Source organism: Streptomyces sp. bgisy130 (assembly GCF_057708345.1).
In genome coordinates this window covers 82,554-106,798 of the sequence record NZ_JBYISA010000002.1, presented here as the reverse complement: position 1 = coordinate 106,798, position 24,245 = coordinate 82,554, and the positions used below count along the sequence as shown (strand labels likewise).

The window sequence follows — 24,245 nt, the reverse complement described above, 5'->3', positions numbered from 1 at the left end:
GCATCAGGCCCGGCGGCGCCGTCCGGTCACCCGCCGCCCTGCCCCGGTGCGGAGAGGGGTGGTTGGGGCGCGGCGGTGGCCTCCCACTGGCTGAGGATGCCGTCCCAGTCGTGCTGGGCGGCGGTGATGGCATTGGCATCCCAAGTGGGCTGGGTGGGCTGCTGATACTGCTGGTGTTCCTCGTACACCCGGTATTCCTGGTATTGCTGCTGGTCCGGGTAATGCTGGTACGGCTGTTGTTTCCAGGGCTCCTGCTCGTAGTGCTCCCGTGGGGGGTGCTGTGGTCGCTCGCGCCACGTCAGCGGGGAAGCCTCCGGCTGTGGGGGCGGGACGTTGACCAGCCGGCGATGCCGTCCCGTGCGGTCCGAGGGGGAAGGCGGCATCGGGCGGCTCTCTGCGGACAGTTGTTGTGCGCGGGCCACCAGCAGCCGGACGTCGAGACTGAGTTCGGTGGCCAGGGCGGTGAGGTCAACTCCGTTGTGCCAGCTGCTCATCAGGACCGCGTCCAGCGCCGGGGCCCAGGCCGGCTCGGAGGGCTGGGGGGCGGCGGCCGGGCCCGGCTGGGGCGGCGGCGCGACATGCGCGGCAGGTCCCGGCGCGGCGGCCGCCTGGGCGGGCTGCGGCGTGGGCGCCTGCGCCGCGGGGGCCGGTGGCGAAGGCTGCTGTGGTGCGGGCTGCTGTAGTCCGGGGGCGGGTTCGCACGGGGGCTGGGCGAGCAGGCTCTTGGCGACCGCGCGGGCGTCCTCCTTGCCCACCGTGCGCCGGGCCAGCCGCACTTCGCGTTCGTCCAGGCCGAGCAGATCCGCCACCACCGCGTCGCTGCCCACGGTCACGGCGAAGGCGGCCAGGGTTCGCGAACGGCGGGCCTCGGCCTCGTCGAGGAGTCCCTGTGTACGGCGGACCTCGTCATCGCTGCTGCAAAACGCCTGTGCGAGTACCGCGTGGCGCTCCCACAACTCCCTCGGTTCCATGACTGCGACAACGTTCCTTCGTCCGGATTGGACCGCTTCCCGGCTATAGATCACTGCATAAGGTGATATTCGATGGAGATGCGTCCCCGCCTGCCTGGCGGAAGTACGGACGGCTGCAAAAATACGCAGTGACCCCAGCGTCGAAGAATCGTTTCTACGGCCATGAGCGTCCCCTCTTCCGGCACCGTCGCAGGTCACGGACCGACGTCCCTCCCCCGCCCCGGGCAGATGCCGCGGTGGATCACCGCGGAGGTCATCCGGCAGACCCCGGTGTACGCCGGGCTGGTGAAGCAGTGGACCGAGCGTGCCGCCACGGTGCCCGGGGTCGCCGATCCCGAGTGGCAGCGCCTGGTCTCCTACCGCGCGCTGATGGAGGAGACCGAGATCGCCCTCACGGCCCTCCGGCCCCATCGTGCGCCCGACGTACTGCCCCCGCGAAAGCCGTCGGTCCCGGCGGCCCGGCCCGCCCGTCTGGACGCCTGAACCCGGTCCGCGGCGCCCACCGGACCGGCGACGCGGGCGGCACCCCGGCCGGAGTACCGTTGAGTTGTCGAGGATTTCCCGCTGTCCGGCGGCTGCGCCGACAGCGGCTTTGACCAGCGACGGAGCCCGGGTGAGCGCGACGGATGACACGGACTTCAGCCCGATCGGGGTGATCGGGCGGGTGACCGTCTCCATCCCGACCGACGGCCCGGGTGAGGTGCTGCTGCCCGTACGCGGCGGCACCGAGGCCTTCGCCGCCTGGTCCCACGAGCCCATCGCCCGGCACACGCAGGTCATCGTGGTGGACCACACCTCGGCGCGGTCGGTGATCGTCGCGCCGCTGCCCGCGTGACCCGGCGGTCCCGCCGACCGTGGCCGGCCACCTGAGCACTCCCTTTTCCCGCGGCCGGGCCCGCACCCCCACCGGGGCCGGCCGCACCGGACCAGGAGCCTTCCGATGTTGTTCTGGCATGTTCCGGCGCCCAACGAGGCGCTGTTGATCTCCGGCTCGAAGCGCCGGGCCGGGGACGCCCAATTCCGTATCGTCACCGGCCATGGCTGCTGGGTCATGCCCGTCAAACAGAAGGCGAGCGTGCTGTCGCTGTCGCTGCGCGAGGCGGAGATCTCCGAGGACTGCGTCACCCAGCAGGGCATCCGGCTCGGCGTCCGGGCAGTCGCCGTCTTCAAGGTCGGGGACGACCAGACGTCCATCGCCAACGCCGCGCGCCGGTTCCTGGCCGAGCAGGCCACCATGGAAGAGCTGGTGGGCCGGATCTTCGCCGGTCATCTGCGCTCGATCGTCGGCGGACTGACCGTCGAGCAGATCATCCGGGAGCGGGACCGGGTCGCCCAGGAGGTCAAGGACGGCAGCCACTCCGAGATGGAGAAGCTCGGCATCGTCGTCGACGCCCTTCAGATCCAGGAGATCGCCGACACCTCCGGCTACATCACCAATCTCGCAGCCCCGCACGCCGCCGCGGTGGCCAGCACTGCCCGGATCGCGCAGGCCAAGGCCGACCAGGAGGCGACCGAACGCGAGCAGCAGGCGGCGGCGTTGAAGGCCGAGTACGAGCGGGACACCGCGATCAAGCGGGCCGGGTTCCTCGCCGAGACCGAGCAGTACAACGCCCGGGCCGCACAGGCCGGCCCGCTCTCCCAGGCCAGGGCCTCGCAGGAGGTCATCGAGGAGCAGACCGCGCTGGCCCAGCGGCAGGCCGACCTCGCCGCCCAGCGGCTGGAGGCCGAGGTACGCCGCCCCGCGGACGCCGAGGCGTACCGGCTGCGCACCCTGGCGGAGGCGCAGCGTGACCAGGTCCGGTACGAGGCGGACGCCCGCGCGTACACCGAACGGACCGTCGCCCAGGCGCGTGCCGACGCCAACACGGCCCTCGCGGGCTCGCTGCGGGACGGCAACCAGGAACTGATCGCCGCCAACCGCACCGTCGAGAACCTCCCGGTCCTCGCCGAGTCCGCCGCCGAGGGCCTCTCCGGCGCCCGGCTGACCGTGCTCAACGGCTCCGACGGGCTGAACGAGATCGTCTCCGGCATCGTCGGCCAGGGGCTGGCCATTCTCGACAGCCTGAAGCAGGGCACCGGCCCGTCCGACGCCTCTCCCCCGCCGACCGACGGCACGGGTCCGCTCCCCCGGAAGGTGACGCAGCTGAAGCAGGAGGGTGCGGGGTCCGGTACGTCGTGACCGGACCTCCGTACGGACAAGCCGGACCTCCGTATGGACAAGAGGGGTGACCCGGCCGGTCAGCCGGCCCTGCCGACGTGGCTAGGTGAGGTCGGCGAGGAGCCCGTCCAGTGCACGGGTCAGGGCCGCGGAGTTGGCCGGGTCGAACCATGTGGTGCGGATGCGTTCGTTGTTCCCGTTGGGGGTCTCGTGGTCGCTGGTGACGGCGGCTCTCGCCGGCCCGGTCAGCCGTACATCGCCACGCGGTACAGGGTCGCCAGTGCGTCGTCGATGGGATGGGGCTGCGGCCTGCCGGCGGAGTCGAGCCTGTTCCACCGCTGCATGTTGACCGCGACCGCCATCTGCCGCTTGCCGTCGGCACGGGTCATGGCCAGCGCTCCACCACCCCAGACCGTGCCGCCATGGCCCCAGAAGGTGCCCTGACCGGGCCCCTCCATCGGGTGCAGGCCGAGGCCGTAGTCGATCGTCCTGCCCTCCTGGGAGACGACCGGGACAGTGCGTTGCATCTGCGCCAGCGACGTCGGGCTGACGATCTCCCCGGCGAGCAGCCTGCCGTAGAAGCGGTTGAGGTCCGAGACGGTGGAGATCAGCGAGGCCGACGGCCCCGCAAATGACATGTCGTAGACGCTGTAATCGCGTGGCGGGTCGATCATGCCGAACCACGCCTCGTAGAGCTGCGAGTGCGGCCCGTTGACGTACGGTCCGGCGGGGAGTTCGGTGTCTTGGAGCCCGGCGCGCTCGATGACGTTCCGGGTGATGTACCGCTCGGCCGTGGTGCCGGTCGCCTGTTCCAGGAGTTGGACGAGGAGCAGGTAGTTGGTGTTGGAGTACACCCCCGGCGTACCGCCCGGGGCGCCGACGGCAGGTGCGGTGACCCCCATCTCGATCAGTTCAATCGGGTCGAACCGCGTGAGCCGGTGGTCGTCCAGGCTCTGGGGCCGGGTGTCCGCGAAGGCGGGCCACGCCTTGAGGGAGGGATAGGCATACGGGAGGTACTCGGCGAGGCCGCTGGTGTGGTTGATCAGCATCCGGACGGTGATCGCGGCACCGCGTTCTCCGGGGACCAGCTTCGGAAGATAGCGGCCGATCGGTGTGTCGAGCCCTATCCGGCCGCTCTCGACCTGCTGGAGGACCGCGGCGGCGGTGAAGGTCTTGGTGATGCTGCCGACGCGGTGCCGCATATCGGCGGTGACCGGGCGGCCGGTGGCGACATCGGCGACCCCGGCGGCGCCGCGCCAGACCTGGTCGCCGTCTCGCACCTCGGCGAACAGGCCCGGCAGGCCGGCGCGGTGGACGTTCTCGATGGCCGCGTCCAGCGCCGCGGGATCCAGTGGATTCGTCACGTCATGCGTCCTTTCGTATTCCCCGGGGCGAGCTGCACATCGGTCGCCCGACCCCGGATAACAGGGCACGAGTGGCATGCCGGCCCGGCCTCCTGCCAGGCGCCCGGCAGGCCCATGTCCTCATTATGCACGCAGTGCGTGCAACACCAAGTGCATAGGTTAGGCTGAAGTCCGGCGAGGGGAGCAAGATGGCAGGCCGAAGGCGCTGGTCGACCGAAGAGATCCTGGATGCGGCGGCGGAGCTGCTGCGCACGAGCGACGCGGATTCGTTCAGCGTGCGCAAGCTGGCCGCGGCCCTCGGGACCGATTCGTCCAGCCTGTACCGGCACTTCCGCAGCAAGACCGAACTGCTGCGCGCGGTCGCCGACCGGATTCTGCTGGCCGCCATGGACGGCCACCGCGCCGAGGGCGACTGGAAGCAGCGCATCACGGCCCTGGCCCTGCGGGTGCGAGAGGCCTTCGGTCAGCAGCCCCAACTCGCCGCGGTCTGGGGACGTTACGCGTCGAGCGGCACCGGTTCGCGGCTGGTCATGGAAGAGGTACTACAGGCGCTGCGGGCGTCGGGACTGCCCGACGAGGAGATCCCGGTGCGCTACCACCGGATCGTGGTCCTCATCTCCGCGTTGATCGCTTCCGAAGCCGGGGCCGGCACGCTCACCCCGCAGGAGCACGAACAGGGCATGGAGCTGTTCCGCGTGGCGGTACTGGGCGCCGATCCCGAACGCTTCCCGGCCCTGGCCCACTTCGCCCGCGACGTCCGCCCCCTCGGCGCGGACCGCCGCGCCGCATTCGAGGAGATCCTCGCTGCCCAACTCGCCCACATCGAAGCCGCGACCGGCTCTAGCTAGCCGACCGGCCGAAGCTCACCGCGGGCCGGGCCGCGCTCACCCAACGGCTGTACGGCGAGCGGGAGATGACCGTCCGTCCCGCACGGGCCGCCGGACACGCAAAGGTGCCCGGCGGCCCATGTGGGTCCCGGTCATGTCGTGGCCGCGGCCGGCGCCAGGCCGGCCCGGCTCACGTGGTGGCTTCCGTGGGCTTACGGAAGCGGGTCAGGACGAGGTGGGCGATGACGCCGAAGAGGAGGCCCCAGAAGGCGGAGCCGATGCCGAAGAGGGTGAGGCCGGAGGCGGTGGCGAGGAAGGTGATCAGGGCCGCCTCGCGGTCCTTCTCCTCCTTCACCGCGCCGGTCAGCCCGCCGGCCAGCGCACCGAGCAAGGCGACGCCGGCGACCGCCGCCACCAGTTCCTTGGGGAGGCCCGCGAAGAGCACCACCAGTGTGGAACCGAAGGCTCCGATGAGGAGATAGAACGCTCCGCAGGAGACGCCGGCCACATAGCGCCGCCGCGGGTCGCGGTGCGACTCGGGGCCGGTGCAGATGGCGGCGGTGATCGCCGCGAGGTTGATGGCATGGGAGCCGAACGGGGCCAGGGCCGTGGACACCAGACCCGTGGAACCGATCAGGAGGCGGTCCTTGGGCTGGTAGCCGGAGGCGGTGAGCACGGCCATGCCCGGTGCGTTCTGCGAGGCGAGCGTCGCCAGGATCATCGGCACCGCGATGCCGATGAGGGAGGCGAGCGAGAACTCCGGGGTGGTCAGCACCGGCTTGGCCAGCTCGATCCGGTCCAGGTGGATGTCCAGCCGGGAGCTGACCGCACTGGCCGCGACGCCCGCCGCCAGGGCGACCAGGACGGCGTACCGGGGCAGCCACCGCTTCGCCAGGAGGTAGGCGAGCAGCACCGAACCGGCGATGAGCGGCGCGGTCTTGAGGGAGGTGAACACCCCGGTGCCGAACGAGAAGAGGATGCCGGCGAGCATCGCGGAGACCACGGCGGTGGGCACCTGCCGCATCAGCCAGCCGAACACTCCGGTCAGACCGACCAGGGTGATCACCAAACCGGTGACGATGAACGCGCCGATGGCCTCCGCGTAGGAGTACGCCCCCAGACTGGTCACCAGCAGGGCCGCGCCCGGTGTCGACCAGGCGGTGATGACCGGCATCTTGGTGCGCAGGCTCAGCGCGATACAGGTGAGCCCGCTGCCGATGGAGATGGCCCAGACCCAGGAGCTGGTCTGAGCGGTATTCAGATGTCCGGCGGAGGCCGCCGCCAGCACGATGACGAGCGGGCCCGAGTAGGACACGACGACGGCGACGAAGCCCGCCAGGACCGCGGACAGCGAGGCGTCACGGAACAGGCCGGGCCGGGCCCCCGGTGCCGGGGACCCGTCCGCCGCCTCCGCCGGCTCCGCGCGCTCCGGCGGGGCGGAACCCGGCGGTGCGGCATCGGGGTGGGGCGTGGGTGTCTTGGAACTCAACGGTCTTCCTTCGCGGCCTTTTCCAGGGCCTGTTCGAGGTCGGCGACAAGGTCTGCGGGGCTCTCCAGACCTATGGACAGCCGCAGCATGTCCTTCGGCGAGGTACTACCCGGTCCTTCGAAGGTGTAGCGGTGTTCGATCAGACTCTCCACGCCGCCCAACGAGGTGGCACGGATGAAGAGTTCGCAGTGGTTCGCGGTCCGCAGGGACTGCTGCCACTCGCCGTCGACATGCAGCGAGAGCATGCCGCTGAAGCCGCCCGTCATCTGCCGGGCGGCGACGGCGTGTCCCGGGTCGGTGGCGAGCCCCGGGTAGGCCACCCGCCGGATGCGCGGGTGCTCGGCGAAGTGCTCGGCCACGGCCATCGCGGTCTCCGAGATCTGCCGCATACGGGGGAAGAGCGTCCGTATGCCCCGCATCAGGAGGTAGGTCTCCATGGGACCGAGTATCGGGCCGGTCAGCCGGCGGTGCAGCCGCAGCCGCTCCCAGATCTCGTCCCGGGCCTCGCTGCTGCCCGGCGCCTTGACGAGAAGTCCGGCGACGACATCGGTGTGACCGTTGAGGTACTTGGTGCCCGAATGCATGATCAGGTCCGCGCCGAGCGCGAAGGGCTGGGAATGCACCGGGGTGGGAACGGTGTTGTCGACGCCGAACAGCGCACCGGCCCGGTGGGCGATCTCGGCGACGGCGGCGATATCGGTCACCGTCCAGGTGGGGTTCGCCGGGGACTCCGCCCACACCAGCGCGGTCGGGGCGGCGGTCACCGCGGCCGTCACCGCGTCCAGGTCGTTCATGGGCGCCTGGACGACCTCCAGGCCGCGCGGCGTGCCGAACTCCCGCAGCCACTTGGTGAGACCGAAGTACATGGTCTCCGGAACCACGACCCGCGCACCGGCCGGCAGTACCTGGAAGATGGCGGTGGCGGCGGCCATGCCGGACGAGAAGACCAGCGCGTCCGAGCCGCCCTCCAGGCCCGCCACAACCTGCTCGACCTGCTCGTACCCCGGTGTGCCCTGGTCCCGCAGATACGCCAGTCCGGCCGGTGCACGGTACTCGCTGTCGCGCGCGAAGGTCGCGCCCAGCCCGATCGGGGGCGGCACCGCGCCGGTGGTCGGGCAGCGCCAGCCGTCGCCCTGCGCGGCGCGCGTCTCGGGCCGGTACTCCTGCGTCCAGGGGGTGAAGGTCTCGCTGTTGTTCATCGCTTCCTCGAAATCAGTGACGGCAGAGCGGTGCTCAGGGCAAGTTCCGCGTCCAGCAGCGCACGGGAGGGCGCGCCGGGTGAGGGCACATAGTGGTTGTAGTAGCTGGATCCCTCGGTGTGCGGCCCGAGGAAGAACAGACGTGGCTGCGGGGCGCCGGTGCGGTCGATCCCCTGGCCCTCCCGGGTGACGTCCAGTCCGTGCACCGTCGTCCCGCGGTGCGCGTGGGTACGGACGCGGCCGGCGGCGACCAGCGTGCCGAGCAGCGTCCCGGGCGCCCGGTCGGCGCTCGGCTCGGCCACATGCGCCTGCACCACGTGGTCGACCTCCATCCGCAACGGCTCGGCCAGGCAGGTGGATTCCAGGCGCCAGGGCCCCTGGCCGGCCGGTGCGACGATCTTCGGCTGCGGGCCGGGGCCGAGCCGGACGATCCCCGCGTCGATCAGCGAGAGCAGCTCCGCCGACCGGTCCAGCTGCGGGCCGATGACCTGGCGGTTCACCGTCGAGGCGAACTCCCCGAAGAAGGCGGCCAGCGACGCGTCGTCGACTCCCGGCGGGTCGATGACCGCACGCAGCACATCGCGGTGGTCACGGAGCACCTCCAGGGCTTCCTTGAGCGGGCTCACCCCGAGGCCGTCGCGGGCCTCGGCCAGGTCGGCGGCGACCTCCGCGGTGAACCAGTCGCGGTAGGCGGCGTACTCCGTCCACTGCCGGTCGGCGAGGTTCGCGAACAGGATCCCGGGCACCGGGGTGGTGCCGAACCGGGCGCGCAGCTCGTCGCGCAGGGTCTCGTGACCGGCCTGGGCGCAGCGCCGGGCCATCTCCAGCCCCGCGTCCGTGGCGTCGCCCATCTCCCGGCCCAACAGGACGCGGTAGTAGGCGAGTTCCATCTCGGCCTCGATGAGCGGCAGCACCTCGGCGGTGAAGTCGATCCGCCGGTCGGCCCGCCGCGCCCGGAGCGCGTCCAGACGCTCCGTGGTCAGTGCCAGCGGAACGAACCGCATCCGTCCCGGGTGCAGGCGCGGGCGGCTCCGCGAGGGCATCCCGGAGCGGTTGGTGAGCACGATCAACGGCTCCCGCCCACTGGGCAGATAGCTCATCCCCTGCGCGCTCGTCGTATGCCTGCCACCGCGGCCGAGGGTCAGCGTGGCGATGACGTCCATGGCCGTCAGCCCCATGCCGAGGACGGCGACCCGTTCGCCCGGTCCGATGCTGTCCAGCGCCTCGGGCAGCGGATAGGGGCGGGTGACCAGCCGGGGGTCGGGAGCGGGTTCCGCGGGGGCGTAGAGCGAGTGGTGCCCGACGGTGACGAACACGGCGTCGGCGTCGATCCGGGTGCCGTCGGCGAGGACGACCGTCTCGGTGTCCGACGCTCCGGGAAGGATGTCGGCGGCCGTCGTACGGTGCTGCCGCAGGGTGAGGCTTTCGGGCGCGGCGTCGGCGATCTCCGCCGCCGCCCAGGTGAGGTATTCGCTCAGCAGCCGGCGCGGCAGGAAGTCGTTGGGCTGGATCTCCCGTCCTTCGCCCGCGCGCACGGTGTAGCCGTCGTCGGCCAGCCGCAGGTCCCGGTCCCGGCACCAGGCGTGTAACGAGGGGCCGGGGAGCGGTACCGGGCCGTCGACCATCCGGTCGTCGGCGAAGGCCGAGAGCTGTGCGCAGACGGTGTTGAGCAGCAGATGGTCGGGCTGGCCGGGCAGATGGAAACCGGCACCGAAGGGCTGCGGGTCGATGAGGTGGACGGTGAGCGGGACCGGCTGCGCCAGACAGTGCGCGACGAGCCGCTCGAAGACGCCCAGCCCCCGCGATCCGGCGCCCACGATCGCGACGGAGAGAGGTCTGTGATTCACCACCGGCGCGTCTCCCCGAAGAAGTTGGGCACCTCGATGGTGTTGCCGTCCTTGCGGGCCGCGCCGAGGACGAACGCCCCCACGGCGAGGTCGAGCACGCCCAGACCGAACGGCGAGAAGATCACCGGGCGGTCCGCGGAGGGCGTCACCTCGCCGTTCAGCACTCCGGCGAGGGTGCCGGTCACGAACTCGCGGGAGCCGGACAGCTGCTCGGCCAGGTGGGGTGAGGTCTGCGCCTTCAGACAGTGCTCGACGTCGTCGAGGATGTTGTCCGCGCCCAGGATGACCTCGGGTGTGAGGTCTCGCAGGGAGATGTTGAGCACGAGCTGGCCGGGCTTGAACGGGGTGCTGACGTAGGGCTCCAGCGCGGTCGTGGCGAACACGACGGTGTCGGCGCGCAGCGCTTCGTCGAGGTCGGCGGTGAAGGTGGCCGGACGGTTCTGGGTGGTGCGTACATGGTCGGCCAGCGCCTGTCCGGAGGGCTCGTCGAGGTCGTGGACGAGATAGGCGTCCGGGGCGCAGCCCGCGACGTTCAGGTAGTCGCAGATGTTGCGGGCGATGACGCCGCCGCCCACGACGGCGATACGGGTCCCGGCGAAGCCGTCCGGACGGAGCGCGGTCGCCGCGACGGCCGCGGAGGCGGCGGTGCGCGCGGCGCTGATGTTGGCGGCTTCGAGGCAGGCGATCGGGTAGCCGGTCTCGTAGTCGTTCAGGAGCAGGACGGCCGAGGCGCGCGGGTTGCCGTGGCGGGTGTTGCCCGGGAAGCTCGCGATCCACTTGATGCCGGCGAGCTGGACATCGGCGCCCAGGAAGGCCGGCAGCGCGATGATCCGGGAATCCGGCTTCTCCGGAAAGCGGAGGAAGTAGCTGTCCGGGTTGACGGAGTCCCCGGCCTCATGCGCCCGGTAGGCGCTGCTGACAATGCCGAGCACGTCCGCACGCTTGTCGTGCAGAACTTGACGGACCGTTTCCCCGGCCACGATCTCAAAGTTGAACATCAGGAATTTCCCCCCACTCAGGCCGGCGCCTGAGATATTTTCTTGTTGCCGACGTTCTCGGGCCAGCGTTCCGCTACCCAGTCGTCGTTATAGATGGTCTCCAGATAGCGGTCCCCGAAGTCGGGTGAAATGGCCACCACGACACTTCCGTCCGGGATCTCCTTCGCGGCATCCTGCACGGCAGACAGCACCGTGCCGGACGAGCCCCCCAGCAGCAGCCCGCGTTCTTCGGCCAGCGTCCGGCACATCTCCACGGCCGCCGACTCGGAAATGAGCACGACCTCGTCGATATTCCCGGTGTCCAGAATTTCCGGCCGCCGGCTCGTCCCCAGACCGGGAATGTGGCGGCGGGCAGCGGGCCCGCCGAAGGTCACGGAGCCCTCGGCGTCCACCGCGATGATCCGGGTGGCGGGGCTGTGGCGGCGCAGGTACTCCGCGCAGCCCACCAGGGTGCCCGTCGTTCCGGCCCCGATGAAGGCGTAGTCGATATGGCCGATCTCCTCGAGGAGCGCACGGCCGGTGCGGTCCCGGTGAGCCTGTGGCCCGGCCGGGTTGGCGTACTGGTTCAGCCAGAACAGGTCGGGGTCGCGGCGCAGCCGCTCGCCGATGTAGTCGATACGCGACTGGAGATAGCCGCCGTGGACGTCCCTGACGTCGATGACCACCACGTCGGCGCCGAGGACCTCCATCAGACGCCGCGACTGGGCGGTGGAGTTGGGGTCCGTGACACAGGTCAGCCGGTAGCCCTTCGCCGCACACACCATCGCCAGGGCGACGCCGAGGTTGCCCGACGTCGATTCGATCAGCCGGGTCCGCGGGAAGCAGCGCCCGGATTCCTCGGCCGCCGCTACCAGCGCGACAGCAGTTTTGAGTTTTACCGAACCGGCAGGATTGAGACCTTCCAGTTTGAGGAAGACTGAACTGCCGGGAACTAATTGGTCAAGCCGGATGAAGAGATCATCCAGCACGAGATCATAAACTTCTTCCGCTATCACCAGAATCCAAACCGTTGAAAATGGGCAGCACAAAACAATTGCGCTCGCAGAAGCGAGAAGCCCACGGGCTTGTTGGTCGGTGCACGGGTCAGGTGCGCGCTACGCAGAAGGGACTCTTCCCCCGTCCCCCGTTGTCGCAAATCCCCCATTCACGATGCGACGGAACAATCCTGCCATCACGCAAGGCCAATGACAACGATTATATGGAAACCAAAAACGTTGAATCATGAAATGTGGCTTGATCCCGCCCCGGCATACCGCTTCTGACCAGCCGTTACCCGTGGTGACGCCACGGGGTGAACTTCGGCCACCCCGGACACGCAGACAGTGGGCCCGGGGTCAAGACCCCGGGCCCACCACGCGCCGCCTGAACGGGTATCAGAGGAGGCCGAGCAGACCGAGGTTGAGCAGGCCGTTCCTGCCCAGGCCGCGGCCGTCGCGGTCACGGTCGTAGCGGTCGCGGTCATAGCGGTCGCGGTCGCGGCCGTAGCGGTCGCGGTCATAGCGGTCGTGGTGGCGGCCGTAATCGTCCCGGTCGAAGCGGTCGTAGCCGCCGTCGCGGCCGTAGCCGTCACGGCGGTCGCGGCCGAAGCCGTCATAGCCGTCGTGGCCACGCTGCCCGACGCGGCCGTGGTGGCGGTCGTGCTGCTGGTTGCCGGGGTGGCCCTTCTCGCAGCGGTGCGAGGCACACTGGGCAGCCTGGGTGCCACTGGGGGGCGTGGTCGCGGCGGTGGCGGCGCCTGCCGTCGGCACCACGAGGGCAGCCGCGGTCAGGCCGGCCACTGCAAGGCCGCGCGGGATCGAACGGAGCATGTTTCCACCTTCACTCGACTTTGCAGAAAATGAATATTTCCTGCAAAGAAGACGATAAGCGGGCATTTGTCCACCGACTTGCGACCCGCCGCAGAGTCACTGGAACGCAGCACGCAGGGCAAGGCGCCACGCCGTGACCTGGCTGTTCACTCCGGATTCCCGGCGCTTTCCCCGTCGGCCGGACCGTCCTTCGGCAGGTTCTCCAGCAGGTTCCCCAGGGCGCCCGCGACGAGTGCGCAGACCGTGTCGGGGTCGGCGCTCGCCAGTGGCTCCTTGGCGACGACCACCCGCATCAAGCCAATTCCCAGCAGCCAGGACAGCGCCAGATCCGCCCGAAGACTCCCGGTGTCGGACTCGGAGAGCGTGGCGAGGACCTCCGCGTACTCCTCCCCCAGCCCGCGCAGCGCCTCCCCGATCTCGTCGCTGCCGCCGATGGAGCGCAGGCACACCTCCAGCGAGCGGTCGGCGCCCGCCCCGCCGCCGCCGGCCAGCATCCCGCGCAGCGCGACCTCGAACAGCCGCTCGGCGGGAGTGCTGCGCAGCTGCTCCTGCCCGCCACGCGCCATCACCTCTCCGAACAGGGCCTTCTTCGATCCGAAGTAGCGGAACAACAGGGCCTGGTTGGCCCCCGCCCGGGACGCGATGTCGCGCACCGTCGCCCGTTCGTAGCCGCGCTCGGCGAACAGCTCCGACGCGGCGTCGAGCAACCGCCGCCGGGTGCCCTGCGCGTCCCGGCGGGATGCGTTCGCCGTGCCGTCCTGCGGGGTCTTCGCCATCGCCACGCTCCTCTTCGTCGGCCCGTCACGAGGACGGCCACAATGCGTCGTTGACCGCCTCCGGGGGGCGGCTTACCGTGATGTAAGCAGGTGCTTACACAAGGGAGGTCGCCTTGACCACAGCCGACACAGCACCCCTCTCCTACCCCTTCAATGTTCCCGAGAGCCTTGAGCTTTCCGAAGAGTACGAACACGCCCGCAGCCGGCCGGGACTGCTGAAGGTCCGGATGACCTACGGCGAGCCGGCCTGGCTCGTGACCCGGTACGCCGAGGCCCGGTTCGTCCTCGGTGATCAGCGCTTCAGCCGCGCCGAGGGCGCACGGCACGACGAGCCCCGGCAGTCCGAAGGGCGCCAGGACAGCGGCATCCTGGGGATGGACCCGCCCGATCACACCCGGCTGCGGACGCTGGTGGCCAAGGCGTTCACCGTCCGCCAGGTCGAGAAGCTCCGGCCGCAGGTCAAGCAGCTGGCGAGCGAGCTGCTCGACGAGCTGGAAGCGGCCGGGCCGCCGGCCGACCTGGTGGACCGTTACGCCCTGCCCATTCCCGTTGCCGTGATCTGCCGGATGCTCGGGGTGCCGGCCGAGGACCGGCCGCGGTTCCGGGTGTGGAGCGATGCGGCCTTGTCGACAAGTTCCCTCACCGCGGCGGAATTCGACGCCAACATGGAAGAACTCCGCGCCTATATGAGGCAGTTGATCGAGGAGCACCGGCGGGCTCCGCGGGACGATCTGATGACGGCGCTGATCGACGCCCGGGATGTCAACGACCGGCTGTCCGAAGTCGAACTCGTGGACCTCTGCGTGGGCATTCTGGTCGCCGGGCACGAGACCACCGCCACCCAGATCCCCAACTTCGTGCTCGCGCTGCTGGACCACCCGGGCCAGCTCGCCCTGCTGCGCGAGCGGCCGGAGCTGATCGGCGGCGCGGTGGAGGAGTTACTGCGGTTTGTGCCGCTGGGCAGCGGGGCGAGCCAGGCCCGCTACGCCACGGAGGATGTCGAGGTCGGCGGGACGCTGGTGCGGGCCGGAACCCCGGTCCTGGTGGCGGTGGGCGCCGCCAACCGGGACGCGCTGCGCTTCGACGCACCCGGGAAGCTGGACATCTCCCGGACCGGTACTCAGCACCTCGGATTCGGCCATGGCGTCCATCACTGCCTCGGTGCGCCGCTGGCCCGTCTGGAGCTCCAGGAGGCGATCGGCGCCCTGATCACCCGCTTCCCGGACCTGCGGCTGGCCGGTGACGTGGTGTGGAAGAGCGAGATGCTGGTGCGCGGGCCGCGGGTCATGCCGGTGGGGTGGTGACCGGATGAGCTGGCATGTGGAGATCGACCCGCAGCAGTGCATCGCCTCGGGCTCCTGCGCCGCCATCGCCGCGGACCTCTTCGTGGTGGACGGCGCGTACGCCCGGCCGCTGAAGGACCGGATCGAGGCGGACGAGCGCGCCCTGGACGCCGCCGATGTCTGCCCCGCCGCCGCCATCACTGTCCGGGACGGCGCGGAGGTCATCGGACCCCGGCCGTAGGACAACGGATTCCGACGGGGCGTGGCGCCGGCCACGCCCCGTTTGCGTATCCGGAGGTCCCGACGACACGGCGAGGTGCCCTAGCTGTCGTCGTGCGCCCGCCGGGGATTACGGGACAGCCCTTACGGCTCTCCGGAGTCGCGAGGCACTGGAGGCTCTGCAAAACTTGTCATCACGCCATCACAGAAAGTGAATCCCTGACGGAGTCACCGTTCCGCGCGCCACAATTCCGGTGAAAGAGTGGACCCACATGCCGAGCATGCCCGTGTTTGACGTCATCGTTGTCGGCTCGGGGGCTGCCGGTGGAATGGCCGCACATGAGCTTTCGACCGCAGGCTTACGCGTCCTCATGCTGGAAGCCGGACGAGACTACGCCCCCGTCGCCGAGACACCGATGTTCAATACGCCGGAGGCTGCGCCACTGCGGGCAGCGTCGACTGCGGACAAGCCACAGGGCTACTACGACGCCACCGTCGACGGAGGTACGGAACTCGTTGGTGAGCCATACACTCAGGCCGACCCCGCGCAGGCGTTCAGCTGGTGGCGACCGCGGATGTTGGGCGGGCGCACCAATCACTGGGGAAGAGTGGCACTGCGCTTCGGGCCCTACGACTTCAAACCGAAGACCCGTGACGGACTGGGTGTTGACTGGCCGATCGAATACTCCGATCTGGCTCCGTGGTACGACAAGGTCGAACGCCACATTGGCGTCACGGGCCTTGCCCACGGGATCGAGAACGTCCCGGACTCGCCCCCCGGCGTCCACCTTCCGCCGCCACCTCCACGAGCCCACGAGATCGTTCTCAGTCGGGCATTCGAGCACATGGGGATGAAAGTGGCAGCCATTCGGGCGGCCATTCTCACGCGTCCATTGAACGGCCGTGCAGCATGCCTGTACGCCACTCCGTGCACACGAGGCTGTAGTAGCCGGTCCAACTTCCAGAGCACCACCGTCCTCATTCCCCCCGCTCAGGCGACCGGAAATCTCACCACCGTGTGCAATGCGATGGTGTCGCGGGTCGACATCGATGCAACTGGACGGGCGACCGGGGTCACTTACAACGACCGCGAGACCGGGGCCGAGTTCTCGGTCACAGGGAGGGCAGTGGTACTGGCCGCCGGAACCTGCTCGTCGGTCCGCATTCTGCTCAACTCAAGAAGTGCAGCATTCCCCAACGGCATCGGAAACAGTCACGGACTGGTCGGCAAGTATCTGATGGATTCAATCGAACTTGCGCGATCGTCACAGATTCCGTTGCTGGAGAAGCTGCCGGTGTTGAACGATGACGGCATCTTTACGCCACACATCTATGTGCCGTGGTGGCTCCTGAATGAGCAGGCCGCCGGGCACCTCGGCTTTCCGCGCGGTTACCATATCGAGCCGCGCGGGGGTCGCAGGATGCCGCCGACCGGCATCGGCGGTCTCATCTCCTCCAGTTCCGCGACCTACGGCGACGCGGTTCGTGCGGAGGTCCGGCGAAAATACGGCACGACCGTCACCCTCATCGGTGAAGGCGAGATGATCCCGAACGAGGACTGTTTCTGCGAACTCGATCCCATGACGAAGGATAAGTGGGGCGTTCCAGTTCTGCGTTTCCATTGGAAATGGGCAGATTCAGAAATCCAGCAAGCCATGCACATGCACGAGACCTTCAACAAGGTATTTCGCCTGCTCGGGGGCGCGCCGGACAACGCCGCGTTCGCGATGCCCCAGGGCGGCGGAGCAAGCCATGAAGTCGGTGGCGCACGAATGGGAACCTCACCGCAGAACTCCGTGATCGACGCCTACAACAGGTGCTGGGACGTAAGGAACGTGTTCGTCCTCGATGGCGCCGCCTTCGCATCGAGCCCGGACAAGAACCCCACACTCACGATCCTGGCACTGGCAGCGCGAAGTTCGGACCGGATCGTCGAATTGCTGAAGAACGGCGGACTCTGATCGCAGCTGCCTGCCGTACCCCGAAGAGAGCGAGCGGATGAGGGGGAACCCGTAATGAGGGAAGCAAATGGATGATAACGACGCCTCCGGTTTCGACACCGCAACGCAGGGCTACGGGACCGACCCCAATCTCGTGACGCCGGACACCCCTTGGCCGCGCACGCTCTCCGACCACCAGCGGAAGCTCATCGCGGTCCTCAGCGACATCATTCTGCCGGGTACCGACGAATTCCCGGCGCCGGGTGCCGTGGGTATCGTCGATTTCTTCGACGACTGGGTGAGCGCCCCGTACCGTACTCAGCAGAAGGACAGAACCCTCATCACGACCGGCCTTACCATGGTCGACGAATCCTCGCAGCGGCAGTTCGGGCTCGGGTTCGTCGACTTGAACGGTTCCCAGCAGCGCACGATCGTCGACCAGATCGCGTCGACCACCGCAACGGACAGAAGCTTCTTTGTCCGGTTCCGGTCCCTGCTGTTGAACGGTTATTTCACGACCGAAATCGGCTTCAAGGCGATCGGCTATATCGGAAACGTGCCGCTGCTCGAATTTCCCGGCGTCCCGCCCGAGGCACAGCGCATCATCGACGACGAACTCAGGAAGCTGGGGCTGTAGCATGAATCCTGTCACCGCGGGCACCGCGCGCGTGAAGACGATAAGAGAGTATGTCGAAGCAGGCACGCTGTCCCTGGACGACCTCAAAGGCGCATTGCAGCTTGCGATGCGTCTGGAATTCTCCACGATCCCGCCCTACCTGTGTGCACAATGGTCGGTCAAGCGCGATCCGGATCGCGTCGAGGGCGTGGTGCATGAAGTCGTCAGCCAGGAGATGAGTCACTTCGCGCTGGCCGGAAACCTCCTGGCCGCTATCGGCGGTCGGCCGTCGATCGGACACGCAGACTTTGTGCCGGACTACCCGATCGACGAGCTACCCGGTGGCATCCCACAGGAGCTTCCGGTCGATTTGAAGCCATTGCGGAAGGATCAGCTCGCGGTATTCATGCAGATCGAGACTCCGGAATTCCCTCCGGTCGCGTTCCGGGCGGACCGGACGCCTGCCACGATCGGCGCCTTCTACAACACGATCATCATGACCTTCCAGACGCTCTGTCCCGAGATCGATCCGGAGGCACATGCAGTAGACCTGCCCTCTTCGCATCGGATTGAGAACGTCGCTGACGCGATCGAGGTGATCGATCGGATCAAGAGCGAAGGAGAGGGTGTGCAGGATTCTCCCGACCAGCCGTCAGGGGAGGAGCGGGGAAGTTTCGCACACTACTACCTTTTCAAGGAACTCTGGCTCCAGAAGCGGCTGGTGAAGGTCGGCGGCAAATGGAGTTTCAGCGGAGCTCACATCGACTTGCCGGACGTCTACGACTTCCGGCATTCCCTTGCCGAACCGAACCCCTCGGCCGAATTCAACCGCACATTCTCGCAGTTGCTGATCGACCTGGAGTCCTGCTGGACGTCCGGCGCGCCACCGAACGTGGCGGCGATGTTTCAGCTTCAGATCCTCGGCCGAGACCTGATCAAACGTGGGATCCGCCCGGAGTTCCGATGGGATGACGGGACGTCCTGATGCATCCCGCACCGACGCTCCCTCACCCTCCGCGGTCGGAGCACAAGATCACTTCATGTAGCCTTACTGGCCGGTAACGACCCATTTTTCAACCAGGGGGATCTCATGTATCGACGTATTTCCGCTCTCGCCGTGACGGCGGCCGTGGCCGGCGGTGTGCTGTTCGCGGCGCTGCCGGCGCAGGCCGCTACCACGGCCGCCGGCCGGCAGAGCGTGGCAGCCGGGGGCGCCATCAGCGTCAACATCAGCGAGCTGCGCCAGCAGTCCGCCGACCTGAAGGCCAAGGCCGCGCGCCTGGACGGGGAAGGCGAGCACGAGGCCGCCCAGCGCGCCCGTGCGGAGGCCAACGCGCTGGACGAGAAGATCCAGGCGTACCTCGACGCCGAAGAGAACATGTCCTGACCACACGTCAGCGCTTTCGCGTCGCCCGCCCCGAAGCCATCGGGGCGGGCGACGCCGCTGTGTACGGGGCGGCCGGCAGTCGCGCGCCCCGTCCGCGGCCCGTCAAATGCCCCCCGGCGCCGCTGGAAACGGCAGGTCGGGGCCCCTCTCGTCGCGCGGTGGAGCCGGGGTGCGACGATGGCCCTGTCATGGATGCGGGGCAGGTTCTCAGGGGGCTGCGGGCCGCGGTGTTCGCGGCGGTCTGCGTACTGCTCGCTGCGCTGGGCCACGCGGTGATGTCGGATGCCGTGATACCCGGCTGGATGCTGCTGACCGCCTGGGTGGGCACCGCGGCCGGTGCCTGGTGCTGTGCGGGCCGGGAACGGGGCCCGCTGCTGGTGGGGTTGCTGACCGTGGGCACCCAGGCCGCCCTGCACACCGTCTTCTCGTTCGGTCAGGCGGTCACCGGTTCCGGTGGCGGCGAGCGGTCGCTCGTGCGCCAGTGGGCGGACAGCTGGCTGTGCGGCGCCCAGGGGATGCCGTCGTCGGGACCTGACCGCGCCGAGCTGCTGCGGATGATGCATCAGCAGACGGCGGCCATGCCCTCGACGGGGCACGGCGGCCGGATGGCGGGCATGGACCACATGGCGGGCATGGACCACATGGCCGGCATGGCCGCGCCCGCGCAGCAGATGCCGGGGATGCACGGCAGCGCGACCGGCATGCTCGCGGTCCACCTGCTGGTCGCCCTGATCGCCGCCGGCTGGCTGTGGGGCGGCGAGCGGGCCGCGTTCCAGCTCGTACGGAGCGTGTCGGCCTGGCTGTTCGCGCCGCTGGTGCTGGTCCTGCGGATCGTGCTGCCCGAGGCGCGGCCCGCCGTCCGCACCGCCCGGCAGGAGCCGCGGCACGCGGTACGGCAATTGCTGCTGGCGCATACGAGGTCGTTGCGGGGTCCCCCGCGGGAACCGGCTGTCGGCTGACAGCGCGGACGTATTCCCGAGCCGGTGGACGGACGGGCGCCGATGCACGCGCCCCGGGTCCCGGCTCCGACTTCACCGGTCCCCGCCGGAGCGCGGTGGCCGGATCATGCGAAGGACTCCAGATGATGAATCCTGTCCGGATGCCGGTGGCGCCGCTGCCCGCATCCGAAGGTGCACCGGCCGGCGGGGGCGGGTGCCCGCGGGCCGCCGGGTCAACCGGCCCGTTTGCCACCGGTGTCCGCCGTGCCGGGGGAGCCCGGACCCGGCAGTACGGCAGCCGACCGCAGCCGGGCGAGCAGCGCGTCGGCCGCCGCCCGGTCGTCTTCGGGGTGCGCGGTGGCGCGGTCGAGGCCGGCCGTCAGAGCCTGTGCCTGCGCGTGCCACCGCCGGCAGTCCGGGCAGCCGGCGAGATGGTCGTCGAGCCGGCGGGCGGTGAGTCCGGGGGGCAGTTCCTCGCCGTCGAGGCGGGCGGAGAGTGCCGTACGGATGCGCGAGCAGAGCATGTGTCCATCCTCCCCGAAGCCGCGCCGGGCGGCGAGGGGCGGTCGCGGGATGCGGGATGACGAGGCGGTGACGGGCTGGGCGCTGGCCGCCCGTACCGGTGACGAGCGGGCCGTCGAGGAGTTCGTGCGGGCCACGCAGCTCGATGTGCGGCGCTATGTGACGCATCTGAGCGGGGATCCGCAGGCGGCCGACGACCTGGTGCAGGACACCTATGTCCGGGCGCTGCGCAGTCTGCCGCGGTTCGAGGGCCGGTCCTCGGCGCGGACCTGGCTGCTGACCATCGCCCGGCGGGTCGTGGTGGACCGGATCCGGTCCCATGCGGTCCGGCCCCGGCTGGCCGGGACGGACGACTGGCAGACGGCCGCGGAACGGGTACAGCCGCGTGGCGTGCCCGGGTTCGACGAGGGCGTCGCGCTGGCCGAACTGCTGGCGGCGCTGGCGCCGGAACGGCGGGAGGCGTTCGTGCTCACCCAGCTGCTGGGGCTGCCGTACGCGGCGGCGGCCGGGGTGATCGGCTGTCCCATCGGCACCGTGCGGTCCCGGGTCGCGCGCGCCCGGGAGACGCTGATCGCGCTGCTGACGGACGCGGAGCGGGCCGAAACGGCCGACGGGCCGCGAGCCTACGCGGATGCCGTGGCCTGACGGGCCGCTCGCCCGCGGGCGGCGGGGCTCAAGGACGGGCGCGGGCCCGGTCCGTGAGCCCCGCCGTGGCTCCGGCCGCTTCACCACCCGTCACCGGGGCGTACCGCGCGGGCCCGTACGGTCTGCGGTGGGCTGTCGCGGAAATGCAGGGTGAAGGTGAGCCGGTCGCCGGGCGCGAGCCGGGGCGGCGGGCTGACCATGACGTCCAGGCCGGTCGGCGTCATGTTCAGGGCGGCGCCGGCGGGGACGGTGGCGCCGCCGACCATCGCCATGCTCCGGGCGTTGCGCCCGATGTCGACGGTGCGGCTGAGCATCGTGCGGTGGCCGGCCGGGCCGGTGACGCCGGTCAGGACGTCGTCCGCGCCACCGGAGTTGCGGATGGTGAAGAACGCGGCGGTGGCCTCGGATCCGCCGGCGATGAATACCCGGCCCTCGGGGACGCTGAGCTTCGCGGGGGTCCCCGCGTTGCCGGTGGCGGTCCACAGGGCGAGGACGTTGAGCGTCACCAGACAGGTGAGCAGCGGTACGGCGACGGCCGAGAGGGGCAGCCGTTTCATCAGGTCTCCCAACGTGCTTGCGCCCGGGGACTGTGCGGGCGGCGGGCGGACTTGCCGGCGCCGCCCGGCCGCCAGGCGCGCAGCCGGAGGCTGTTGCCCACGACGAGCAGTGAGCTGGCGGACATGGCGGCGGCGGCCACCATCGGGTTGAGCAGACCGACGGCGGCGAGCGGCAGGGTGACGAGGTTGTAGCCGAAGGCCCAGACGAGGTTGCCGCGGATGGTGCCCAGGGTGCGCCGGGCCAGGAGTACGGCGTCGGCGATGGCCTGGAGGTCCTCGCGTACCAGGGTCACATCGGCCGCGCCGATCGCGGCGTCGGTGCCGCTGCCCATGGCGATGCCGAGGTCGGCGAGCGCGAGGGCCGCGGCGTCATTGACCCCGTCGCCGACGACGGCGACCCGGCCGCCCTGTTCCTTGAGGGTGGTGACGAGGGCGGCCTTGTCCTCGGGGTGGGCCTCGGCATGGATCTCCGTGATGGCGAGATGGCCGGCCACCGCGCGGGCGGTCGCGGCCCGGTCGCCGGTGGCCAGCACCGGTCGCAGCCCCAGGCGGCGCAGCCGGTCGACGGCACGGTAGCCGTCGGGGCGGAGCGCGTCGCCCACCGCGAGCACGGCCTCCGGGGTGCCGTCGACGGTGACCAGGACGGCGGTGTGGCCGGCCGCCTCCGCGGTGTGCACCGCGTCCGGCAGCGGGGCCGGCAGACCGGTGAGGTCGCCGGGCCGGGCGACCTCCACCAGGCGGCCGTCCGCGGTGCCGCGTACGCCGTGGCCCGGCGTGGCGCTGAAGTCCGCGACGGGCGGCAGCGGTTGGCCCGGCTGCTGCTCGTCCGCGTGGGCGGTGACGGCGCGGGCCAGCGGATGTTCGGAGCCCTGCTCGACGGTGGCGGCCAGCCGCAGTGCCGCCGCGGCGCCGAGGCCGCCGGTGCGCGGGGTGAGGGCGGTGACGCTCATCCGGCCCGTGGTGAGGGTGCCGGTCTTGTCGAGGACGACGGTGTCGATGCGGCGCAGTCGCTCCAGCGCCTCCGGCCCCCGGACCAGGATGCCCAGTTGGGCGCCGCGGCCGGTGGCGGCCAGCAGCGCGGTCGGGGTGGCCAGCCCGAGCGCGCAGGGGCAGGCGACGACGAGGACGGCCACCGCGGCGGTGATCGCCGCCTGCGGCTCGGCTCCGGCACCGAGCCAGAAGCCCAGCACGCTGACCGAGACGGTCAGGACGGCGGGCACGAAGACGGCCGCCACCGCGTCGGCGAGCCGCTGGACCTTGGTCTTGCCGGTCTGGGCGTCCTCCACGAGCCGGGTGATGCGGGCGAGTTGGGTGTCGGCGCCCACCGCGTCGGCCCGTACCTCCAGCAGTCCGCCGGAGTTGACCGCGCCGCCGACCGCCGCCGCGCCCGGACCGACCTCGACGGGGCGGCTCTCGCCGCTGATCAGGGACAGGTCCAGGGCGGAGTTGCCCTCCACTACGGTGCCGTCGGTGGCGACCCGTTCGCCGGGCCGGACCAGGAAGTGGTCGCCGACCAGCAGCCGGCTCACCGGGATGCGCCGCTCACCGTCCGGGGTGCGTACGGCGACGTCCTTGGCGGCGAGTTCGGCCAGCGCGCGGAGTGCGGCGCCGGTGCCGCGCCGGGCCCTGGCCTCCATCCGCCGTCCGGCCAGCACGAACAGCGGTACGCCGACGGCGGCTTCGAGGTAGACGTGGGCGGTGCCGTCGCCCGCGGTGGGCAGCAGGCTGAACGGCATCGTCATCCCGGGCGTGCCGGCCCCGCCGAGGAACAGCGCATAGGTGGACCAGAGGAAGGAGGCGGCGACGCCGAGGGAGACCAGGGTGTCCATGGTCGCCGCGCCGTGCCGCAGCCCGCGCAGCGCCCGGGTGTGGAAGGGGGCGGCGCCCCAGATCGCGACGGGCGCGGCGAGCACGAAGCACAGCCACTGCCAGTTGCGGAACTGCCAGCCGGGCACCATCGACAGGACGAGGACGGGGAGCGAGAGCAGGGCGACCGCCAGCAGCCGGTGCCGCTCGGCGCGGGCACCGTCGTCCGGGGGGCCGGCGGTTTCCGGGGTGTCGTGGGCGTCCTGGCCGTCCTGACGGCCGGTGGGCGGCAGCCCGTCCTGTGGGGCCGGTTCGGGGGCGGCTTCCCGGAGCTCTGCGGTGAACCCGGCCGCCTCTACGGTGCCGATGAGGTCGCTGACGGAGACCGCCGCGGGGTGGCTGACGGTGGCCCGGCCGGTGGCGAGATTCACCGAGGCGGCGACGCCGTCCAGCCGGCCGAGCTTCTTCTCGACCCGGCCCACACAGGCTGCACAGGTCATCCCGCCGATCGTGAGGGTGGTGCTGCGGGCCGGGGCGGGGGCGAGGTCCGGCGACGGGGTGCCGGGCCGGGGCTCCGGCGTCATCGCGGTACTCCCACCGGCACCGGGCGGGGGGCCGGGGCGCCCATGCCGTGCATCCCGCCCATGCCCCCGCCGTCGGTGGGTGTGGACTCTCCCGTACGGGTGCCGTCTGCCGGGCGCAGCCCCGGGGCCACCGGTCCGGCGGCGGTCCCGGCCGCGTACGACAGCAGGCCGAGCACCACCAGCAGCGCGAGGAAACCGATGACCGACCGGGCGGGCAGCAGCCGGGTGACGGCCTGGCGAAGAGGGGGCCGACTGCGGTCGGCCGAAGAGCTGGACATCGCGTCATCGTGGCAGCTGACGGCGGCGTCCAG

Annotated in this window: 25 protein-coding genes; 12 read left to right on the top strand and 13 right to left on the bottom strand. The window is 70.4% G+C overall.

All coding sequences use genetic code 11. The features are described 5' to 3' along the window. Positions 1 to 26: 26 nt before the first annotated feature. On the bottom strand, positions 27 to 971 hold the full coding sequence (locus AC3EUV_RS03230; protein WP_435602106.1) for a hypothetical protein: 945 nt from the start codon (positions 969 to 971) through the stop codon (positions 27 to 29). 162 nt (positions 972 to 1,133) lie between these two features. Here AC3EUV_RS03230 and AC3EUV_RS03225 point away from each other — a divergent pair, with 162 nt between their 5' ends. The 3 genes from AC3EUV_RS03225 to AC3EUV_RS03215 all read left to right on the top strand — a co-directional run bounded on the left by AC3EUV_RS03225 (position 1,134) and on the right by AC3EUV_RS03215 (position 3,150). Then, positions 1,134 to 1,454: a hypothetical protein gene (locus AC3EUV_RS03225; protein ID WP_387246873.1), complete on the top strand. Its 321-nt coding sequence runs from the start codon at positions 1,134 to 1,136 to the stop codon at positions 1,452 to 1,454. Between the two features lie 130 nt (positions 1,455 to 1,584). Beyond that, on the top strand, positions 1,585 to 1,806 hold the full coding sequence (locus AC3EUV_RS03220) for a hypothetical protein (protein WP_432142662.1): 222 nt from the start codon (positions 1,585 to 1,587) through the stop codon (positions 1,804 to 1,806). 105 nt (positions 1,807 to 1,911) lie between these two features. After that, the gene (locus AC3EUV_RS03215) at positions 1,912 to 3,150 is read left to right on the top strand and encodes a flotillin family protein (RefSeq protein ID WP_435602105.1); all 1,239 of its coding nucleotides are present in this window, start codon (positions 1,912 to 1,914) and stop codon (positions 3,148 to 3,150) included. A gap of 224 nt (positions 3,151 to 3,374) precedes the next feature. On the opposite strand, the gene AC3EUV_RS03210 is transcribed toward AC3EUV_RS03215, so the two are convergent. Further along, on the bottom strand, positions 3,375 to 4,493 hold the full coding sequence (locus AC3EUV_RS03210) for a serine hydrolase domain-containing protein (RefSeq protein WP_432142660.1): 1,119 nt from the start codon (positions 4,491 to 4,493) through the stop codon (positions 3,375 to 3,377). 188 nt (positions 4,494 to 4,681) lie between these two features. Here AC3EUV_RS03210 and AC3EUV_RS03205 point away from each other — a divergent pair, with 188 nt between their 5' ends. Beyond that, positions 4,682 to 5,341, top strand: coding sequence for a TetR/AcrR family transcriptional regulator (locus tag AC3EUV_RS03205; protein ID WP_432142659.1), 660 nt, complete (start codon positions 4,682 to 4,684; stop codon positions 5,339 to 5,341). Positions 5,342 to 5,510: 169 nt separating this feature from the next. Here the strand turns inward: AC3EUV_RS03205 and AC3EUV_RS03200 are convergent, their stop codons facing one another. From AC3EUV_RS03200 to AC3EUV_RS03170, 7 genes are all read right to left on the bottom strand, one after another. Next, positions 5,511 to 6,809, bottom strand: a complete 1,299-nt coding sequence (locus AC3EUV_RS03200) for a benzoate/H(+) symporter BenE family transporter (protein WP_435602104.1) — start codon at positions 6,807 to 6,809, stop codon at positions 5,511 to 5,513. Then, on the bottom strand, positions 6,806 to 8,008 hold the full coding sequence (locus tag AC3EUV_RS03195; RefSeq protein WP_435602103.1) for a trans-sulfuration enzyme family protein: 1,203 nt from the start codon (positions 8,006 to 8,008) through the stop codon (positions 6,806 to 6,808). Before AC3EUV_RS03195 ends, AC3EUV_RS03200 begins: the two co-directional genes overlap by 4 nt. Beyond that, complete coding sequence (locus AC3EUV_RS03190; RefSeq protein WP_435602102.1) at positions 8,005 to 9,855, bottom strand: FAD/NAD(P)-binding protein; 1,851 nt, start codon at positions 9,853 to 9,855, stop codon at positions 8,005 to 8,007. The genes AC3EUV_RS03195 and AC3EUV_RS03190 overlap by 4 nt, the downstream gene beginning before the upstream one ends. Beyond that, positions 9,852 to 10,853, bottom strand: a complete 1,002-nt coding sequence (sbnB, locus tag AC3EUV_RS03185; RefSeq protein WP_435602101.1) for a 2,3-diaminopropionate biosynthesis protein SbnB — start codon at positions 10,851 to 10,853, stop codon at positions 9,852 to 9,854. Before sbnB ends, AC3EUV_RS03190 begins: the two co-directional genes overlap by 4 nt. A gap of 17 nt (positions 10,854 to 10,870) precedes the next feature. Beyond that, positions 10,871 to 11,821 carry a 2,3-diaminopropionate biosynthesis protein SbnA gene (gene sbnA, locus AC3EUV_RS03180; RefSeq protein WP_432142654.1) on the bottom strand — a complete coding sequence of 317 codons (951 nt, stop codon included), beginning with the start codon at positions 11,819 to 11,821 and terminating at the stop codon, positions 10,871 to 10,873. A gap of 405 nt (positions 11,822 to 12,226) precedes the next feature. Then, complete coding sequence (locus tag AC3EUV_RS03175; RefSeq protein ID WP_432142653.1) at positions 12,227 to 12,661, bottom strand: hypothetical protein; 435 nt, start codon at positions 12,659 to 12,661, stop codon at positions 12,227 to 12,229. A gap of 146 nt (positions 12,662 to 12,807) precedes the next feature. Then, complete coding sequence (locus AC3EUV_RS03170) at positions 12,808 to 13,437, bottom strand: TetR/AcrR family transcriptional regulator (protein ID WP_435602100.1); 630 nt, start codon at positions 13,435 to 13,437, stop codon at positions 12,808 to 12,810. A 113-nt stretch (positions 13,438 to 13,550) separates the two neighbouring features. On the opposite strand from AC3EUV_RS03170, the gene AC3EUV_RS03165 reads away from it, so the two are divergent. From AC3EUV_RS03165 to AC3EUV_RS03135, 7 genes are all read left to right on the top strand, one after another. Then, positions 13,551 to 14,741, top strand: a complete 1,191-nt coding sequence (locus AC3EUV_RS03165; RefSeq protein WP_435602099.1) for a cytochrome P450 — start codon at positions 13,551 to 13,553, stop codon at positions 14,739 to 14,741. A 4-nt stretch (positions 14,742 to 14,745) separates the two neighbouring features. After that, positions 14,746 to 14,961 carry a ferredoxin gene (locus AC3EUV_RS03160; RefSeq protein WP_432142650.1) on the top strand — a complete coding sequence of 72 codons (216 nt, stop codon included), beginning with the start codon at positions 14,746 to 14,748 and terminating at the stop codon, positions 14,959 to 14,961. 250 nt (positions 14,962 to 15,211) lie between these two features. After that, complete coding sequence (locus AC3EUV_RS03155; protein ID WP_435602098.1) at positions 15,212 to 16,900, top strand: GMC oxidoreductase; 1,689 nt, start codon at positions 15,212 to 15,214, stop codon at positions 16,898 to 16,900. A 67-nt stretch (positions 16,901 to 16,967) separates the two neighbouring features. After that, entirely contained in the window at positions 16,968 to 17,516 is a 549-nt protein-coding gene (locus AC3EUV_RS03150) for a gluconate 2-dehydrogenase subunit 3 family protein (RefSeq protein WP_432142648.1), read from the top strand. A gap of 1 nt (position 17,517) precedes the next feature. Next, entirely contained in the window at positions 17,518 to 18,480 is a 963-nt protein-coding gene (locus AC3EUV_RS03145; RefSeq protein WP_435602097.1) for a ferritin-like domain-containing protein, read from the top strand. Between the two features lie 105 nt (positions 18,481 to 18,585). Continuing rightward, positions 18,586 to 18,882, top strand: coding sequence for a hypothetical protein (locus tag AC3EUV_RS03140; RefSeq protein WP_432142646.1), 297 nt, complete (start codon positions 18,586 to 18,588; stop codon positions 18,880 to 18,882). Positions 18,883 to 19,070: 188 nt separating this feature from the next. Next, positions 19,071 to 19,841 carry a PE-PGRS family protein gene (locus tag AC3EUV_RS03135; protein WP_435602096.1) on the top strand — a complete coding sequence of 257 codons (771 nt, stop codon included), beginning with the start codon at positions 19,071 to 19,073 and terminating at the stop codon, positions 19,839 to 19,841. A 212-nt stretch (positions 19,842 to 20,053) separates the two neighbouring features. On the opposite strand, the gene AC3EUV_RS03130 is transcribed toward AC3EUV_RS03135, so the two are convergent. After that, entirely contained in the window at positions 20,054 to 20,344 is a 291-nt protein-coding gene (locus AC3EUV_RS03130) for a zf-HC2 domain-containing protein (protein WP_432142644.1), read from the bottom strand. Between the two features lie 49 nt (positions 20,345 to 20,393). Here AC3EUV_RS03130 and AC3EUV_RS03125 point away from each other — a divergent pair, with 49 nt between their 5' ends. Then, positions 20,394 to 20,987 carry a sigma-70 family RNA polymerase sigma factor gene (locus tag AC3EUV_RS03125; RefSeq protein WP_435602095.1) on the top strand — a complete coding sequence of 198 codons (594 nt, stop codon included), beginning with the start codon at positions 20,394 to 20,396 and terminating at the stop codon, positions 20,985 to 20,987. Positions 20,988 to 21,067: 80 nt separating this feature from the next. Here AC3EUV_RS03125 and AC3EUV_RS03120 read toward each other — a convergent pair whose 3' ends face one another. The 3 genes from AC3EUV_RS03120 to AC3EUV_RS03110 are packed head-to-tail and all read right to left on the bottom strand — an operon-like array spanning position 21,068 to position 24,212. Beyond that, positions 21,068 to 21,544, bottom strand: coding sequence for a copper chaperone PCu(A)C (locus AC3EUV_RS03120; protein ID WP_435602094.1), 477 nt, complete (start codon positions 21,542 to 21,544; stop codon positions 21,068 to 21,070). Further along, positions 21,544 to 23,934, bottom strand: a complete 2,391-nt coding sequence (locus AC3EUV_RS03115) for a heavy metal translocating P-type ATPase (protein ID WP_435602093.1) — start codon at positions 23,932 to 23,934, stop codon at positions 21,544 to 21,546. Before AC3EUV_RS03115 ends, AC3EUV_RS03120 begins: the two co-directional genes overlap by 1 nt. Next, on the bottom strand, positions 23,931 to 24,212 hold the full coding sequence (locus AC3EUV_RS03110; protein WP_435602092.1) for a hypothetical protein: 282 nt from the start codon (positions 24,210 to 24,212) through the stop codon (positions 23,931 to 23,933). Before AC3EUV_RS03110 ends, AC3EUV_RS03115 begins: the two co-directional genes overlap by 4 nt. Between the last annotated feature and the right edge of the window lie 33 nt (positions 24,213 to 24,245).